The following is a 15,333-nucleotide window of genomic DNA, read 5'->3' as shown; positions in this document are numbered from 1 at the left end:
CCATGTGGTGGGATGCTCAGGTGCCCCCCGATGTGCCCGAGGCGGTGGGAGCAGGCGGCCTGACCAGCGAGGATGGGTGTGGAAATGGACAAGCAGCAGGAATTTGTGCTCCGTACGCTCGAAGAGCGCGACATCCGCTTCGTGCGCCTGTGGTTCACCGACGTGCTCGGATTCCTGAAGTCGGTCGCCGTCGCCCCCGCCGAGCTGGAGCAGGCCTTCGACGAGGGCATCGGCTTCGACGGCTCGGCGATCGAGGGCTTCGCCCGCGTCTACGAGTCCGACATGATCGCCAAGCCGGACCCGGGCACCTTCCAGATCCTGCCCTGGCGGGCCGAGGCCCCCGGTACGGCCCGGATGTTCTGCGACATCCTCATGCCGGACGGCTCGCCGTCCTTCGCCGACCCGCGCTTCGTCCTCAAGCGGGCCCTCGCCAAGGCGTCCGACCTCGGCTTCACCTTCTACACCCACCCCGAGATCGAGTTCTTCCTGCTGAAGGACAAGCCGCTCGACGGCTCGCGCCCCACCCCCGCCGACAACTCCGGCTACTTCGACCACACCCCGCAGAACGTCGGCATGGACTTCCGCCGCCAGGCCATCACCATGCTCGAATCGATGGGCATCTCGGTCGAGTTCAGCCACCACGAGGGCGCCCCCGGCCAGCAGGAGATCGACCTCCGCTACGCCGACGCGCTCTCCACCGCCGACAACATCATGACCTTCCGCCTGGTCATGAAGCAGGTGGCCCTCGAACAGGGCGTCCAGGCCACCTTCATGCCGAAGCCGTTCTCGGACTACCCCGGCTCGGGCATGCACACCCACCTCTCGCTCTTCGAGGGCGACCGGAACGCCTTCTACGAGTCGGGCGCCGAGTACCAGCTCTCCAAGGTGGGCCGCTCCTTCATCGCGGGCCTCCTCAAGCACGCGGGCGAGATCTCCGCCGTGACGAACCAGTGGGTCAACTCGTACAAGCGCATCTGGGGCGGCTCCTCCCGCACGGCCGGCTCGGGCGGCGAGGCCCCCTCGTACATCTGCTGGGGCCACAACAACCGCTCCGCCCTCATCCGCGTCCCCATGTACAAGCCCGGCAAGACCGGTTCGTCGCGCGTCGAGGTCCGCTCCATCGACTCGGGTGCCAACCCCTACCTGACCTACGCGGTCCTGCTCGCCGCCGGCCTCAAGGGCATCGAGGAGGGCTACGAACTCCCGGCCGGCGCCGACGACGACGTCTGGGCGCTCTCCGACTCCGAGCGCCGCGCGATGGGCATCGAGCCCCTCCCGCAGAACCTCGGCGAGGCGATCGCCCTCATGGAGAAGTCCGAACTGGTCGCCGAGACCCTCGGCGAGCACGTCTTCGACTTCTTCCTGCGCAACAAGAAGCAGGAGTGGGAGGAGTACCGCTCCGAGGTCACCGCCTTCGAACTGCGGAAGAACCTGCCGGTGCTGTAAGCGCAGGTCAGGACAGGTAGACCCTGGAACCGAGGCCGAGGGCCGGCGGTCGCGGACCGTCGGCCCTCGGCCGTCCCGGCGGGACCGGACCGCCTCCGGGCCGCCGGGCGCCGGACCGGGCTCCTCGCGGGAGCCCGTCCGCCCCGGGGGAAACGCGTTGCCGCCGGGTCGGGAGTCGTCGAGACTGCGCCGCGTGAAGATCGCATCCGTCGCCACCGGGCGGCTCGTCCTCCATCCCCTGACCGTCGCCGAGGGCGAGCGGGTCGCCGCGCGGGAACCGCTGCCGGAGGACCGGTGGGGCGAGGGGTACCCGGGGGTCGGGGACCTCGCCTCGGTCGGGGCGTTCCTGCGCCGGTGCGCCGGGAGCGGGGACCCGGGGGCGTTCCGGACGTACCAGATACGGCTCGCGGCGAGCGGGCTCGTCGTCGGCGGGATCGGGTTCCACGGGCCGCCCGGGCCGGACGGGTCCGTGACCGTCGGGTACGGGATCGTGCCGGGGGAGCGGGGGAAGGGGTACGCCTCCGAGGCGCTCGCCGGGGTGATCGGCATCGCCCGGGCGGCCGGGGCCACCGTGCTGCGGGGCGACGCCGATCCCGCCAACGCCGCCTCCCACCGGGTGATGGAGCGGGCCGGGATGCGGCGCGCCCCGGACGGCGACGGCGGTCTCGTGCGGTTCCTGGTGGAGCTGGGGACGGGACGGTAGCGGGGGTCAGCGCTCCGAGAGTTCGGACGGGGCCTCCTGGACCACCCAGCCGTTGCCGTCGGGGTCCTCGAAGGTGAGGAAGGAGTTCCAGGTCCCGCCCTTGCCCTCCGCCCAGCCGGCCGCCCCGACGTGCATCACGGGGGAGACGTCGACGCCCGTCCCGACGAGCGCGGCCCGGGCCGCCTCGATGTCGGTGACGCACAGCTGGAGGCCGTGCAGGCCCCCCGGGGCCGTCGTCTTCGTGCCGGGCATCTCCGGCATGCCGGAGAGCAGCGTGACGGAGCAGCGCGAGCCGGGCGGCGTCAGCTGGACGATCCGCACCCCGGGGGCGACCTCGTCGTCCAGGTCGACGGCGAAGCCGCACTTCTCGGCGTAGAACTCCTTCGCCCGGTCCACGTCGGTGACGGGGACCGGGACGACTTCCAGTGTCCAGTTCATGGGACCACCGTCCCGCACCCGGCCGGGCTTCGCACCTCACCGGTTCGTCAGACCTGACGGAAAATCGTCTTCCCTCCGAGTCGGTGACCTGATCATTTCGTCCGAGCCGAGAAATTGATCGCGAACGACCGTTCCGGCGTCCCCAACCTCCCTATAGTGACGACGCGTTGGCCGCACCGGCCGTGTCGACGACATGCTCGCCACCGGAGACAGGACCCATGACGCGCTCCCCCTCAGCCGAGCCCGCCCCCGACCCCGCGCCCCCGGCCGCGTGCCCCGCCGCCGTCCCGCTCTCCGGGCCCGGCTTCCAGACCGACCCGCAGGCCCTCTACCGGGCCATGCGCCGCGAGCACGGCCCCGTCGTCCCCGTGGAACTCCCCGGCGGCTTCCCCGCCTGGCTGGTCATCGGCTACCGCGAGGTCCACCAGGTCACCAGCGACCCCGCGCTCTTCCCCCGGGACGTCGGCCTGTGGAACCAGTGGCCGCACGTCCCCGACGACTGGCCGCTGCTCCCGATGGTCGGACGGCCCCTGCCCTCCATCTACTTCACCGCGGGCGAGGAGCACCGGCGGCACGTCCGGATGGTCGTCCCCGCCCTGGAGGCCGTCGACCCCTTCGAGATCCGCGGCCACTGCGAGCAGCTGGCCGACCGGCTCGTCGACGGCTTCTGCGCCCGCGGCACCGCCGACCTCGTCGCCGCCTTCTGCGAACCCCTCCCGGTCCTCGTCCTCGCCCGGCTCGTCGGCTTCCCCGACGACGAAGGCGCCGACATCGCGCGGGTGCTGAAGGACCTCGCCGACGGAGGACCCGGGGCGCAGAGCGCCCACCAGCGGTTCGGCGCCCACATGGCCCGGCTGCTCGCGGCCAGGCGCGCCGAGCCAGGCGACGACGTGACCTCCCGGATGCTCGCCTTCCCCGAGGAGTTCACGGACGAGGAGTACGTGCTCGACCTGATGGCGATCACCGCCGCGGGCCACCTCACCACCGCCGACTGGATCGGCAACTCCGTCCGGCTGATGCTCACCGAGACCGACTTCGCCGACTCGATGGCCCGCGGCCGCCGCAGCGTCGCCGACGCCATGACCGAGGTGCTCTGGGAGGACGGACCCACCCAGATCCTGGCCGGCCGCTGGCCCGTCCGCGACACCCGCCTCGGCGAGCGCCGGATCAAGGCCGGCGACCTGCTCCTCCTCGGCCTCGGCGCCGCCAACACCGACCCGCTGATCCGCCGGGGCGCCCCCGGCACGGATCCCTCCGAGCACGGCGGCAGCGGCGCCCACCTCGCCTTCAGCCACGGCGAGTACCGCTGCCCCTTCCCCGCCCAGGAGATCGCCGAGATCATCGCCAGGACCGGCATCGAGGTCCTCCTCGACCGGCTGCCCGACCTCGAACTGGCCGTCCCCGAGGGCGAACTGGTCCGCCGCCCCTCCGCCTTCCTGCGCGGCACCACCGCCCTGCCCGTCCGGTTCACCCCCGTACCCACGACTGGAGACCTCCCGTGACCTGCCCGCACGCAGCCGCCCAGGGCGCCGCGCCCGTCGTCGCCATCGACCCGATGGTCCAGGACCTCGCCGGCGAGACCGACCGGATCCGCGCCGCAGGCCCGCTGGCCCGCATCGACCTGCTCGGCGTGCCCGCCTGGGCCGTCACCCGGCACGCCGACGCCCGGCGCCTCCTGGTCGACCCCCGGCTGGTGAAGGACCTGGACGCCTGGGGCCTGTGGACCAGCGGGACGGTCACCCGCGCGTGGCCGCTCATCGGGATGGTCGACGCCGGCCGCTCCATGTTCACCGTCGACGGCGACGAGCACCGCCGGCTGCGCGCCAAGACCTCCCAGGCGCTGACCCCGCGCCGCCTGGAGGCGATCCGCCCCGACATCGAGAAGTTCACCGCCGAACTCCTCGACGCCCTGGAGGAGGCCGGCCGGGACGGCGCCGTCGTCGACCTCAAGTCCGTCTTCGCGCAGCCGCTGCCCATGCGGGTCGTCGGCATGCTGATGGGCGTCGACCCCGAGGCGAACGCGATGCTCACCCGCCAGTACAAGAAGTTCTTCTCGATGCTCACGCCGCAGGACGAGCGCCTCGCCCTCCTCGCCGAACTCGACGTCTTCTACACCGACCTGGTCCGCGCCAAGACCGCCCTGCCCACCGACGACCTCACCTCCGCGCTCATCCTCGCCGAGGACGGCGGCGAGCCGCTGACCGAGGAGGAGGTCGTCGGCAACCTCAAGGCGATGGTCGCCGCCGGCCACGAGACCACCATCGGCCTCGTCCTCAACGCCGTCCGCGCCCTGCTCGCCCACCCCGAGCAGCTGCGGATGGTGCTGGCGGGCGAGGTCTCCTGGGAGACGGTGATCGAGGAGACCCTGCGCTTCGACACCCCCACCACCCACCTGCTGATGCGCTTCGCCACCGAGGACATCGAGGTCGGCGACGCCGTCGTCGCGAAGGGCGAGGGCGTGGTGATCTCCTACCGGGCGATCGGCCGCGACCCCGAGCAGCACGGCCCCGACGCCGACGTCTTCGACGTCACCCGCCCCACGCCCATCCGGCACATGACCTTCGGCCACGGCCCGCACATCTGCCCCGGCGCGGCCCTCTCCCGCGTCGAGGCGGGCATCGCCCTCCCCGCGCTCTTCGCCCGCTTCCCCCGGCTGCGCCTCGCCGTCCCGGACGAGGAGCTGCGCAACCTCCCGGTGATGACCCAGAACGACCTGGAGTCCTTCCCGGTCCTGCTCGACGCCTGACCCGCCCCGGGCCGCGCCGGGACCGGGCTCAGCGCCCGGCCGGCACCCAGTGCAGACGGCCGTCCTGGCCCAGGGCGGCCACCCCGCCCGGGCCCGCCGCCGGAGCCCCCGCCAGGGGGAAGCCGGAGAGGCGCCAGGCGCCGCCGCCCGCCGGCGGGGCCACGGCGAGCCGGCCGGTCCGGGACCGGGCCGCGAGCAGCCCGTCCGCCGCGCTCACCGGGCCGAAGCCCGCGACGCCCGCGGGCGGCGGGGCCACCGGGGCGAGCCGGTCCCGGCCCGCGAAGTCGGCCGCGCGCGGCTCGCCGGTGGCGGGCTCGCGGGACCAGAGCCGGATGCCGTCGCCGGCCGGCGAGGGGCCCGCGCTCAGCGCGAGCGTCGTGGCCGGCAGGCCGGTCGGCAGCGGTCCGGCGGCCCGGCCGCCGGACCCGCCGGTCCACATCAGGACCGAGTCCCGGGTGGCGGCGAAGGCGTAGGTCCGGCCGCGGGCGTCGGTCGCCGCCACCGGGTCGCCGTGCAGGTCGGCCCCGCCGAGGGACCGCCACGGGCCCCAGCCGCCGCCTGGGGTCCGCGCGCGCCCGGCGAGCCGGTGGTCGCCGTCCCGGAGGAAGAGCGAGACCCGCCCCGCGCCGTCCACGGCCACGGCGGGCGCGCTGATGTCCGGCGTCCGGTCGGCCTCGTCCCGCTTCCCGGGCGTGCCGAGCGAGCGCCACGCCCCGAAGCGGCCGCCCGGCGCGGACTGTTCGGTCGTGACGACCTCGCGGCGGTAGCCGGCCGGGCCCGCGAAGGAGGTCCGGGTGCCGAAGACCGCGATCCGCCCGTCCGGCAGCCGTACGCTCCCGACGCCGCCGTCCAGGCCGCCGCCGGGCAGCAGTTCCGGCCCCCGCCAGGAGCCGCCGGGCGCCCGCTGCCAGCTCGCCAGCCGCCCGTCCTGGACGCCGAGGGCCAGCAGTCCGCCGTCCGCGCCCCGCTGGAGCCACTCGGTCGAGGAGCCCCGCGCGTACCGCACGGTGCCCGTCCAGTCGCGGCCCTGCGGCCGGTCCGCCATCTTCAGGTCGCCGCAGCCGGCCGGGCTGCCGCAGTGGTCGGTGCCGTCCAGCCAGGCGTACGTCCGCAGGCTGCGCAGCTTCTCCTCGGATGTGTCGGGGTCGAGGGCCTGCGGCAGTTCGGTGTTCGGGTAGCCCACGTAGCTCTGCACGCCGAACCGCGGGTGCCCGGGCCGCTCCGCCCACCGCGCGAGCGCCGCCTGCGCGAACCGCGCCCCGTAGGCGTGGTCCTGGTGGTCCCGCAGCCGCCCCGTCCCGGCGTGCGTGCCGGGCGTCGGGTCGAGGGTGCGGACGAAGGTCGGCCGGAAGCGGTCGAGCAGCCCCGTCAGGGTGGCCACCACCTGCTCCTTCGAGTACGCGAAGTCGGCGTCGACCGGCGTCCCGGAGGCGCGCAGCGAGCCGAGCGCGGGTATGCGGCCGTGCCACAGGCCCCGCAGGCTGTGCGGGCGGTCGGCGGAGGGCGAGCCGGCCTCGCGCAGCTGGAGCCAGACGAGCCGCACCTCGGGCCGGGCCCGCAGGGTGTCCAGCTCGGCCGCGCCCCCGCCCGCGGTGGGGATCACCGTGCGGTCCCAGGGGCTGGTGCGGTCGCCCGCGGCCATCTCGGCGTACGCGGCGCGGATGCCGTTCTGCCGGGCCTCGGCGTACCGGGGCTTGTCCGGCGCGGTCGAGGCGGCCCGTCCCGGGCGGGCGTTGACGCCGTTCGCCTCGCCCGCCGTCAGGTAGACGGTGGTCAGCGGGGTCCGGTCGGCCAGTGACTGCGCGGTGTCCGGGTTCATGAAGTACAGGTCGTCGTCGGGGTGGGAGACGAACTGCACCACGGAGACCGGCCCGGCGGTCCGGTCGGCGGCCCGGGCGGACGCCTCGACCCGGACGCGCGGGCCTCCCAGTGCCGCCGTCTCCTCCTCCTGGGCCGCCGTCGCCGTGAGCACGCCCGCGAGGGTGCCGCCGGCCAGGGCGGCGGCCGTCGCCGCGGCCAGGACGGTCCGGCGGCGACGGAAGGGGCGTATGAGGCGGGTGGGGCGGAGGGGACGGCGAAGGGACATGGGCGCGGCGGGGCTCTCTACCTCGGGGGCGGGGTGCGCGTCGGCGGCGGCGGCGCCGCGCGGGTCGGGGCGGGGCGGCGGCCGCGACGGGACGGGACGGCGACTCACATGGCTACAGGGCCGGAGCCGCCGAAGGGTTCCGAAAACGGCCCGATGTGCCTGACGTCACGTGTGATCCGTGCCGGAACCGGGCAGGAGCCACCGCTTCCGGAACGTCGCCCGTGCGCTCCCGCCGGGGCCCACCACCTGCCTGCTCCCGCGTCCCGGCCGGAACCACGCCGTGGCCCGCCCGCACGCCCCCACGCCTCGTTCCGAGGCTCGCCGCGTCCCGCCCGCACGCCCCCGGCGGTCGCTGCGGATAGGCTCGACGGGTCGGGCGTGCGGCTGGAGGGAGCGGCGGAGATGACGGTGCCGGGGCGCAGGAGCAGTACGTTCTCACGGCTGCTGCGGCACGGGTTCACCGATCCGTCCGGGGCCGAGCGGCTGCTCGACCTGCCCGAGCTCGCCGCGCTCCGCGGCGACCCCGTCCTGCTCGACGCGCTGGGCGCCACCGCCGACCCCGACCTCGCCCTGCGCGGCCTGGTCCGGCTGGCCGAGGCGCAGCCCGAGACCGAGCGGGGGACCTTCACCACCACCCTCCTGTCGGCCAAGCCCTTCCGGGACCGGCTGCTCGGGGTGCTCGGCGCCTCGGAGGCGCTCGCCGACCACCTGGCCCGGCACCCGAAGGACTGGGAGACCCTGGTCACCTACGAGGCGGCCGACCTGCACCCGGGGGTGGCCGAGTTCGAGCACGGGCTCGCCGGGGCGGCCGACCCGGTGGCCCTGCGGGTCGCCTACCGCCGCTGCCTGCTGGGGATAGCGGCCCGTGACGTGTGCGGCACCACCGACGTCGCCCAGACGGCCGCCGAGCTGGCCGACCTGGCCACCGCCACCCTGCGGGCCGCCCTCGCCCTCGCCCGGGCGGCCGAACCCGCCGACGCCGCCCAGTGCCGGCTCGCCGTGATCGCCATGGGCAAGTGCGGCGGCCACGAGCTGAACTACGTCTCCGACGTCGACGTGATCTTCGTCGGCGAGCCGGTGGAGGGCGCGGACGAGGGCAAGGCGCTCCAGGCCGCCACCCGGCTCGCCTCCCACCTCATGCGGATCTGCTCCGAGACCACCGTCGAGGGCGCCATCTGGCCGGTCGACGCCAACCTCCGCCCCGAGGGCCGCAACGGCCCGCTGGTGCGCACCCTCTCCTCCCACCTCGCCTACTACCAGCGCTGGGCGAAGACCTGGGAGTTCCAGGCCCTCCTCAAGGCGCGCCCGGTGGCCGGCGACCCCGAGCTGGGCAGCGCCTACGTCGACGCCGTCTCCCCGATGGTCTGGCAGGCGGCCGAGCGCGAGAACTTCGTCACCGACGTGCAGGCCATGCGCCGCCGGGTCGTCGCCACCATCCCCGTCGACCGGGTCGACCGCGAGCTGAAGCTCGGCCCCGGCGGCCTGAGGGACGTCGAGTTCGCCGTCCAGCTCCTCCAGCTGGTGCACGGCCGCAGCGACGCCACGCTGCACAGCGGTTCCACCCTGGGCGCGCTCGCCGCCCTCGCCGCCGGCGGCTACGTCGGCCGCGCCGACGCGGCCCAGCTCGACGAGGCGTACCGCTTCCTGCGCGCCATGGAGCACCGCATCCAGCTCTACCGGCTGCGCCGCACCCACCTCGTCCCCGAGGGCGAGGAGGACCTGCGCCGCCTCGGCCGCTCCCTCGGCCTGCGCACCGACCCGGTCGCCGCGCTGAACAAGGAGTGGAAGCGGCACGCCTCCGTCGTCCGCCGCCTCCACGAGAAGCTCTTCTACCGGCCGCTGCTCGACGCCGTCGCCCAGCTCGCCCCCGGCGAGACCCGGCTCAGCACCAAGGCGGCCGGCCAGCGCCTCGAAGCCCTCGGGTACGCCGACCCCGCCGCCGCCCTGCGCCACCTGGAGGCGCTGGCCTCCGGCGTCAGCCGCAAGGCCGCCATCCAGCGGACGCTGCTGCCCGTGCTGCTCGGCTGGTTCGCGGACTCCGCCGACCCGGACGCCGGCCTGCTCGGCTTCCGCCGGGTCTCCGACGCGCTGGGCAAGACCCCCTGGTACCTGCGGCTGCTGCGCGACGAGGGCGCCGCCGCCGAGAACCTCGCCCGGGTCCTCTCCGCCGGCCGGCTCGCCCCCGACCTGCTGCTGCGCGCCCCCGAGGCGGTCGCCATACTCGGCGATCCCGAGGGGCTGAAGCCGCGCGGCCGGGACCACCTGGAGCAGGAGGTCCTCGCCGCCGTGAACCGCGCGGACGACGCCGAGCAGGCCGTCGCCGCCGCCCGCGGGGTGCGCCGCCGCGAGCTGTTCCGCACCGCAGCCGCCGACCTCATCGACTCGTACGGCACCGAGGACAGCCCCCGCACCTCCGACCCGGGCGCCCTCGTCGACCGGGTCGGCGAGGCCGTCACCGACCTCAACGCCGCCACGATCGCCGGCGCCCTGCGGGCCGCCGTGCGCGCCGAGTGGGGCGACGAACTCCCCACCCGCTTCGCGGTGATCGGCATGGGCCGCTTCGGCGGCCACGAGCTGGGCTACGGCTCCGACGCCGACGTCCTCTTCGTCCACGAGCCGCGCGAGGGCGTGGACGAGCAGGAGGCCGCCAGGGCGGCCAACCGGGTCGTCACCGAGATGCGCAGGCTCCTCCAGCTGCCCACCACCGACCCGCCGCTGCTGATCGACGCCGACCTGCGCCCGGAGGGCAGGAGCGGCCCGCTGGTCCGCACCCTCGCCTCCTACGGCGCCTACTACCGCCGCTGGTCCCTGGTCTGGGAGTCCCAGGCGCTGCTCCGGGCCGCTCCGATGGCCGGCGACCCCGACCTCGGCCGGCGCTTCATCGAGCTGGTCGACCCGCTCCGCTACCCCGCCGAGGGCCTCGGCGAGGAGGGGATCCGCGAGATCCGCCGGCTCAAGGCCCGCATGGAGTCCGAGCGGCTGCCGCGCGGCGCCGACCCGACCCTCCACGCCAAGCTGGGCCGCGGCGGCCTCAGCGACGTCGAGTGGACCGTCCAGCTGCTCCAGATGCGGCACGGCTGGGCCGAGCCCGGCCTGCGCACCACCCGCACCCGGGCCGCGCTCTTCGCCGCCCACGCCGCCGGGCTGATCCCCACCGAGGAGGCGCAGACCCTGGACGAGGCCTGGGTGCTGGCCACCCGGGTGCGCAACGCCGTCATGCTCGTCCGCGGCCGCCCCGGCGACACCTTCCCCTCCGAGCCGCGCGAACTGGCCGCGGTGGGGCGCTACCTGGGCTACGCGCCGGGCCACGTCGGCGAGATGGTCGACGACTACCGCCGGATCACCCGCCGCGCCCGCGCGGTCGTCGACGAACTCTTCTACGGCGCCTGAGGGTTGGGGCCGGGCCCGGCGCCCTTCGCCGCGCCGGGCCCGGCCGGATACGATCGCGTCATGGCCCTGATCATGAGCGACGTGGACCGGTTCGAGGCGGCGCGGCCCCGGCTGGAGGCCATCGCCTACCGGATGCTCGGTTCGTCCGGCGAGGCCGAGGACGCCGTGCAGGAGACCTACCTGCGCTGGCAGGCCGCCGACACCGGCCGCATCGAGGTGCCCGAGGCCTGGCTCACCAAGGTCCTCACCAACTACTGCCTCAACCAGCTCACCTCGGCCCGGGCCCGGCGCGAGACCTACGTCGGCCAGTGGCTGCCCGAGCCGCTGCTCGCCGGCGACCCGATGCTCGGCCCCGCCGACACCGCCGAGCAGCGCGAATCCGTCTCGTACGCGGTGCTCGTCCTCCTGGAGCGGCTCACCCCCAACGAGCGGGCCGTCTACGTGCTCCGCGAGGCCTTCGGCTACGCCCACCGGGAGGTCGCCGGGATCCTCGACATCGGCGAGGCCGCCGCCCAGCAGCTCTTCCACCGGGCCAAGAAGCACCTCGCGGAGGGCAGGGCCCGCACCGAGATCGACGAGGCCGCCGCCCGCAGGATCGTCGAGGAGTTCCTGGCCGCCGCCACCAGCGGGCGTACCGAGCCCCTCGTCCGGCTGCTCACCCAGGACGCCGCCGCCCTCGGCGACGGCGGCGGCAAGGTCCCCGCCCGGGCCAGTGCCTTCGAGGGCGCGCGTGCGGTGGCCACCTTCCTGCGCGGCCTGTTCAAGCCGGCGCCCGCCAAGCGGGCGCTGGTCGGCGGCGCCCCCGACGTCTACGCCGGGATCGCCAACGGCGGGCCGGCCGTCATCGCGGTGGTGGACGGCCGGGTCGTCGGCATCTCCTGCCTGGAGGTCACCCCGGACGGCATCGTCGCCGTCCGCAGCCAGGTCAACCCGGACAAGCTGCACCGGGCCACCGAGCAGTGGGCCGCGGGGGAGCACGGAGAGCCGCTGTACACCCTCTGACACCCCTCCCCAGGGGTGTGACGCGGGTCACATTCGAATCCTGTCAGGAAACGCGGGGCCGCCCGGTTCAAGGTGCGAGACCACGCCGGAGAAACGGCGCGGACCCCGAACGGACAGGAGCCCGGTCATGCAGCACCGCATCGTCGTCCTCGGAGCCGGCTACACCGGAGCCGTCGCCGCCGGCCGCCTCGCCAAGCGGCTGCGCCGCGAGGACGTGAGCATCACCCTCGTCAACGCGGAGGCCGACTTCGTCGAGCGCGTCCGCCTGCACCAGCTCGCGGCCGGCCAGGACCTCGCCCCCCGCCCCCTCGACGCGGTGTTCGCCGGCACCGGCGTCCGGCTGAAGCTCGCCCGGGTCGCCGCCGTCGACGCCGACCGCAAGGCGGTCACGGTGGACGGCGCCGCCGGACGCGAGGAGCTGGCCTACGACTCCCTCGTCTACGCCCTCGGCAGCGGCTGGAACGACGGCGGGATCCCCGGGGTCGCCGACCACGCCCACGAGCTCGCCTCCCGCGCCGGCGCCCTCCGGCTCCGCGAGCGGCTGGCCGCCCTGGGAGCCGGGCGGACCGTGGTCGTCGTCGGCGGCGGCCTGACCGGACTGGAGGCCGTGACCGAGATCGCCGAGAGCCGCCCCGACCTCGACGTGGCCCTCGTCGTCCGCGGCGCCCTCGGCGACTGGCTCTCCGGGAAGGGCCGCGACCACCTGCGGACGGTCCTGGACCGGCTCGGCGTCACCGTCCACGAGGACCGGTCGGTCGCCGCCGTGGCCGCGGACCGGGTGACCACCGCCGACGGCGCGGACGTCCCGGCCGACGTCACCGTCTGGACCACCGGCTTCGCCGTCCACCCCCTCGCCGCGGACAGCGGCCTCGAGCTCGCCGCCGACGGGCGGATCGTGGTCGACGGGACGATGCGCTCGGTCTCCCACCCGGACGTGTACGCGGTCGGCGACGCGGCGCTCGCCGCGGGCCCGGGCGACGAGCCGCTGCGGATGTCCTGCGCCTCGGGCGTCCCCATGGCCTGGCAGGCCGCCGACGCGCTCGCCGCCCGGCTCGCCGGCGTCGAGGTGCCCCGCATCGCCATCCGCTACGCCCAGCAGTGCGTCTCGCTGGGGCGCGGGGAGGCCCTGATCCAGTTCGTCACCGCCGACGACCGGGCCAAGGAGAAGGCCCTCACCGGCCGCTTCGCCGCCCGCTACAAGGAGTTCATCTGCAAGGGCGCCGCCTGGGGCGTCGCCCACCCGACCCTGGGCCTGCCCGCCCGCCGCCGGCGCGTGGTCCGGCAGGAGGCCCGGGACGCCGCCCCCGCGCAGGCCCTCGCCTGACCGGGTCCCGCAGGCCGCCCCTCCGCGGCCGGCCGGGCCGTCCGGCCGCCCGGCCCCGGACGTGCCGAAGGCCCCCGCCGGCAAAGCGGCGGGGGCCTTCGGCGCTCACGGCCGGCGGCGGCGCGATCACCTTCCGGAGGCGACGCGCTCCTCGCGGTCCGCGTCCCGCCCGGCGTCCGTCCCCGGGGCCGCGGGGGCGGACGCCTCCGCCTCGACGGCGACCAGCGGCTCCACCCGCTTCGAGAGGCGGTGGGGCCAGGTGCCGTACCAGAAGTAGGCGACGAGGAAGCCGAAGGAGAGGCAGACCATGCCGCCGACGGCGTCCATCCAGAAGTGGTTGGCGGTCGCGACGATCACGACCAGGGTCGCCGCCGGGTAGAGCAGGCCGAGGATCCGGGCCCACGGCGCCTTCGCCAGGAAGAAGAGGGTCAGTCCGCACCACAGCGACCAGCCGATGTGCATCGACGGCATCGCCGCGTACTGGTTCGACATGTGCTTGAGGTCGCCCGAGGCCATCGAGCCCCAGGTGTGGTGCACCAGGACCGTGTCGATGAAGTTCTCGCTCTCCATCAGCCGGGGCGGCGCGAGCGGATACAGGTAGTAGCCGACCAGGGCCACGGCGGTGGTGGCGAAGAGGACCGTGCGGAACGCGGCGTAACGGCCCGGCTGCCATCGGTACAGCCACACGAGCACACCGATGGTGACGATGAAGTGCAGCGTCGCGTAGTAGTAGTTCATCGAGACGATGAGCCAGCCCACCGAGTTCACGGCGTGGTTGACGGCGTGCTCGAAGGCGAGGCCGAGGGACTCCTCGGTCCGCCAGATCCAGTCCGCGTTCCTCAGCGCCTCGGCCTTCTGCTCCGGCACCGCGTTGCGGATCAGCGAGTACACCCAGTAGCTGATGCCGATGAGCAGCAGTTCGAACCAGATGCGGGGGCGCCGCGGCGTGCGGGCGCGCAGCCACGCCCACCGCCCGTCGGCCACGATGGGTGACGACGGGGTCGTCCGGTCGTCCAAACTCTTCACGGTCGTTTCACCCATAGGCAGAGAGTTTGCCAGATCCACGCCCCCCGACCGATCATCCCTCGGTCGGGTGTACGGCGCACCCTCTCCCCCTCAGGTACTAGGACGCGGGAGGGGCCGAGGCGGTGGAGCCGCGGACGACCAGCTCCGGCATGAAGACGAACTCCGAGTGCGGGGCCGGGGTGCCGCCGACCTCCTCCAGGAGCGCCCGCACCGCCGCCTGCCCCATGGCCTGCACGGGCTGCCGGATGGTGGTGAGCGGCGGATCGGTGAAGGCTATGAGCGGGGAGTCGTCGAAGCCGACGACGGAGACGTCCTTCGGCACGTTCAGCCCCTGCTGGCGGGCCGCGCGGATGGCGCCGAGCGCCATCATGTCCGAGGCGCAGACCACCGCGGTGCAGCCCTTGGCGATCAGGGCGGTGGTCGCCGCCTGGCCGCCCTCCAGGGTGTACAGCGAGTGCTGGATCAGTTCCTCGGACTGCTCGGCGGTGAGGCCGAGGCGGTCCAGCATCCCCTTCTGGAAGCCCTCTATCTTGCGGAGCACCGGCACGAAGCGCTTCGGTCCGACGGCCAGCCCGATCCGGGTGTGGCCGAGGGAGGCGAGGTGGGTGACCGCCAGCTGCATCGCGGCCCGGTCGTCGGGGGAGACGAAGGGCGCCTGCACCTTGGGGGAGAAGCCGTTGATGAGGACGTACGGGACGCCCTTGCCGCGCAGCTGGTCGTAGCGCGCGGTGTCCGCCGTGGTGTCCGCGTGCAGACCGGAGACGAAGATGATGCCGGCCACCCCGCGCTCGACCAGCATGTCGGTCAGCTCGTCCTCGGTGGACCCGCCGGGGGTCTGGGTCGCGAGCACCGGGGTGTAGCCCTGGCGGGTCAGGGCCTGCCCGATGACCTGCGCGAGGGCCGGGAAGATGGGGTTGTCCAGTTCGGGGGTGATCAGCCCGACCAGGCCGGCGCTGCGCTGGCGCAACCGGACCGGACGCTCGTAGCCGAGCACGTCGAGGGCGGCAAGGACGGATTCACGGGTGGCCGTGGCCACGCCGGGCTTGCCGTTGAGCACGCGGCTGACTGTGGCTTCACTGACCCCCGCCTGGGCTGCGATGTCGGCAAGCCGCGCGGTCATGAGAGTGGACTGTACCGGTCACAGCGCGTATTGCCCACCAGTGGGGTGGGGG

At 74.7% G+C, this 15,333-nt stretch carries 11 protein-coding genes; 7 read left to right on the top strand and 4 right to left on the bottom strand.

All coding sequences use genetic code 11. From position 1 onward, the window contains the following. The first annotated feature begins 84 nt into the window (after positions 1-84). Positions 85-1,446 carry a glutamine synthetase family protein gene (locus ACFW6A_RS02150; RefSeq protein ID WP_030755173.1) on the top strand — a complete coding sequence of 454 codons (1,362 nt, stop codon included), beginning with the start codon at positions 85-87 and terminating at the stop codon, positions 1,444-1,446. A 193-nt stretch (positions 1,447-1,639) separates the two neighbouring features. Next, positions 1,640-2,149 carry a GNAT family N-acetyltransferase gene (locus ACFW6A_RS02145; protein WP_386638198.1) on the top strand — a complete coding sequence of 170 codons (510 nt, stop codon included), beginning with the start codon at positions 1,640-1,642 and terminating at the stop codon, positions 2,147-2,149. Between the two features lie 6 nt (positions 2,150-2,155). Here ACFW6A_RS02145 and ACFW6A_RS02140 read toward each other — a convergent pair whose 3' ends face one another. Continuing rightward, positions 2,156-2,587: a VOC family protein gene (locus ACFW6A_RS02140; RefSeq protein ID WP_351848117.1), complete on the bottom strand. Its 432-nt coding sequence runs from the start codon at positions 2,585-2,587 to the stop codon at positions 2,156-2,158. A gap of 218 nt (positions 2,588-2,805) precedes the next feature. Between ACFW6A_RS02140 and ACFW6A_RS02135 the strand changes: the two genes are divergently transcribed. Together ACFW6A_RS02135 and ACFW6A_RS02130 are read left to right on the top strand one after the other, a co-directional pair. Continuing rightward, complete coding sequence (locus tag ACFW6A_RS02135) at positions 2,806-4,089, top strand: cytochrome P450 (RefSeq protein WP_386638194.1); 1,284 nt, start codon at positions 2,806-2,808, stop codon at positions 4,087-4,089. Further along, positions 4,086-5,333, top strand: coding sequence for a cytochrome P450 (locus ACFW6A_RS02130; RefSeq protein ID WP_386638192.1), 1,248 nt, complete (start codon positions 4,086-4,088; stop codon positions 5,331-5,333). Before ACFW6A_RS02135 ends, ACFW6A_RS02130 begins: the two co-directional genes overlap by 4 nt. A 28-nt stretch (positions 5,334-5,361) precedes the next feature. Here ACFW6A_RS02130 and ACFW6A_RS02125 read toward each other — a convergent pair whose 3' ends face one another. Then, the gene (locus ACFW6A_RS02125) at positions 5,362-7,419 is read right to left on the bottom strand and encodes a PIG-L family deacetylase (RefSeq protein WP_386638189.1); all 2,058 of its coding nucleotides are present in this window, start codon (positions 7,417-7,419) and stop codon (positions 5,362-5,364) included. 402 nt (positions 7,420-7,821) lie between these two features. On the opposite strand from ACFW6A_RS02125, the gene ACFW6A_RS02120 reads away from it, so the two are divergent. The 3 genes from ACFW6A_RS02120 (at position 7,822) to ACFW6A_RS02110 (ending at position 13,135) form a co-directional block, all read left to right on the top strand. Then, positions 7,822-10,809, top strand: coding sequence for a bifunctional [glutamine synthetase] adenylyltransferase/[glutamine synthetase]-adenylyl-L-tyrosine phosphorylase (locus tag ACFW6A_RS02120; protein ID WP_386483371.1), 2,988 nt, complete (start codon positions 7,822-7,824; stop codon positions 10,807-10,809). Between the two features lie 60 nt (positions 10,810-10,869). Continuing rightward, on the top strand, positions 10,870-11,811 hold the full coding sequence (gene sigJ, locus ACFW6A_RS02115; RefSeq protein WP_351848127.1) for an RNA polymerase sigma factor SigJ: 942 nt from the start codon (positions 10,870-10,872) through the stop codon (positions 11,809-11,811). Positions 11,812-11,938: 127 nt separating this feature from the next. Beyond that, positions 11,939-13,135: an FAD-dependent oxidoreductase gene (locus ACFW6A_RS02110; protein WP_351848129.1), complete on the top strand. Its 1,197-nt coding sequence runs from the start codon at positions 11,939-11,941 to the stop codon at positions 13,133-13,135. Between the two features lie 126 nt (positions 13,136-13,261). Here the strand turns inward: ACFW6A_RS02110 and ACFW6A_RS02105 are convergent, their stop codons facing one another. Next, entirely contained in the window at positions 13,262-14,176 is a 915-nt protein-coding gene (locus ACFW6A_RS02105) for a phosphatase PAP2 family protein (RefSeq protein WP_386638186.1), read from the bottom strand. Positions 14,177-14,258: 82 nt separating this feature from the next. After that, a complete protein-coding gene (locus ACFW6A_RS02100) occupies positions 14,259-15,281 on the bottom strand; it encodes a LacI family DNA-binding transcriptional regulator (protein WP_351848134.1) in 1,023 nt (340 codons plus the stop codon). Between the last annotated feature and the right edge of the window lie 52 nt (positions 15,282-15,333).

The organism is Streptomyces sp. NPDC058758 (genome assembly GCF_042746075.1).
Classification (GTDB): Bacteria; Actinomycetota; Actinomycetes; order Streptomycetales; family Streptomycetaceae; genus Streptomyces.
The sequence above is the reverse complement of the archived record's forward strand: the minus strand, read 5'-3'. Positions and strand labels throughout refer to the sequence as shown.

What these genes read in the sequence shown, in the direction of transcription:
- ACFW6A_RS02105 (WP_386638186.1), bottom strand. Translation starts at nt 14,176, where the DNA reads ATGGGTGAAACGACCGTGAAGAGTTTGGACGACCGGACGACCCCGTCG.
- ACFW6A_RS02110 (WP_351848129.1), top strand. Translation starts at nt 11,939, where the DNA reads ATGCAGCACCGCATCGTCGTCCTCGGAGCCGGCTACACCGGAGCCGTC.
- sigJ (WP_351848127.1), top strand. Translation starts at nt 10,870, where the DNA reads ATGGCCCTGATCATGAGCGACGTGGACCGGTTCGAGGCGGCGCGGCCC.
- ACFW6A_RS02135 (WP_386638194.1), top strand. Translation starts at nt 2,806, where the DNA reads ATGACGCGCTCCCCCTCAGCCGAGCCCGCCCCCGACCCCGCGCCCCCG.
- ACFW6A_RS02140 (WP_351848117.1), bottom strand. Translation starts at nt 2,587, where the DNA reads ATGAACTGGACACTGGAAGTCGTCCCGGTCCCCGTCACCGACGTGGAC.
- ACFW6A_RS02150 (WP_030755173.1), top strand. Translation starts at nt 85, where the DNA reads ATGGACAAGCAGCAGGAATTTGTGCTCCGTACGCTCGAAGAGCGCGAC.
- ACFW6A_RS02120 (WP_386483371.1), top strand. Translation starts at nt 7,822, where the DNA reads ATGACGGTGCCGGGGCGCAGGAGCAGTACGTTCTCACGGCTGCTGCGG.
- ACFW6A_RS02100 (WP_351848134.1), bottom strand. Translation starts at nt 15,281, where the DNA reads ATGACCGCGCGGCTTGCCGACATCGCAGCCCAGGCGGGGGTCAGTGAA.
- ACFW6A_RS02125 (WP_386638189.1), bottom strand. Translation starts at nt 7,419, where the DNA reads ATGTCCCTTCGCCGTCCCCTCCGCCCCACCCGCCTCATACGCCCCTTC.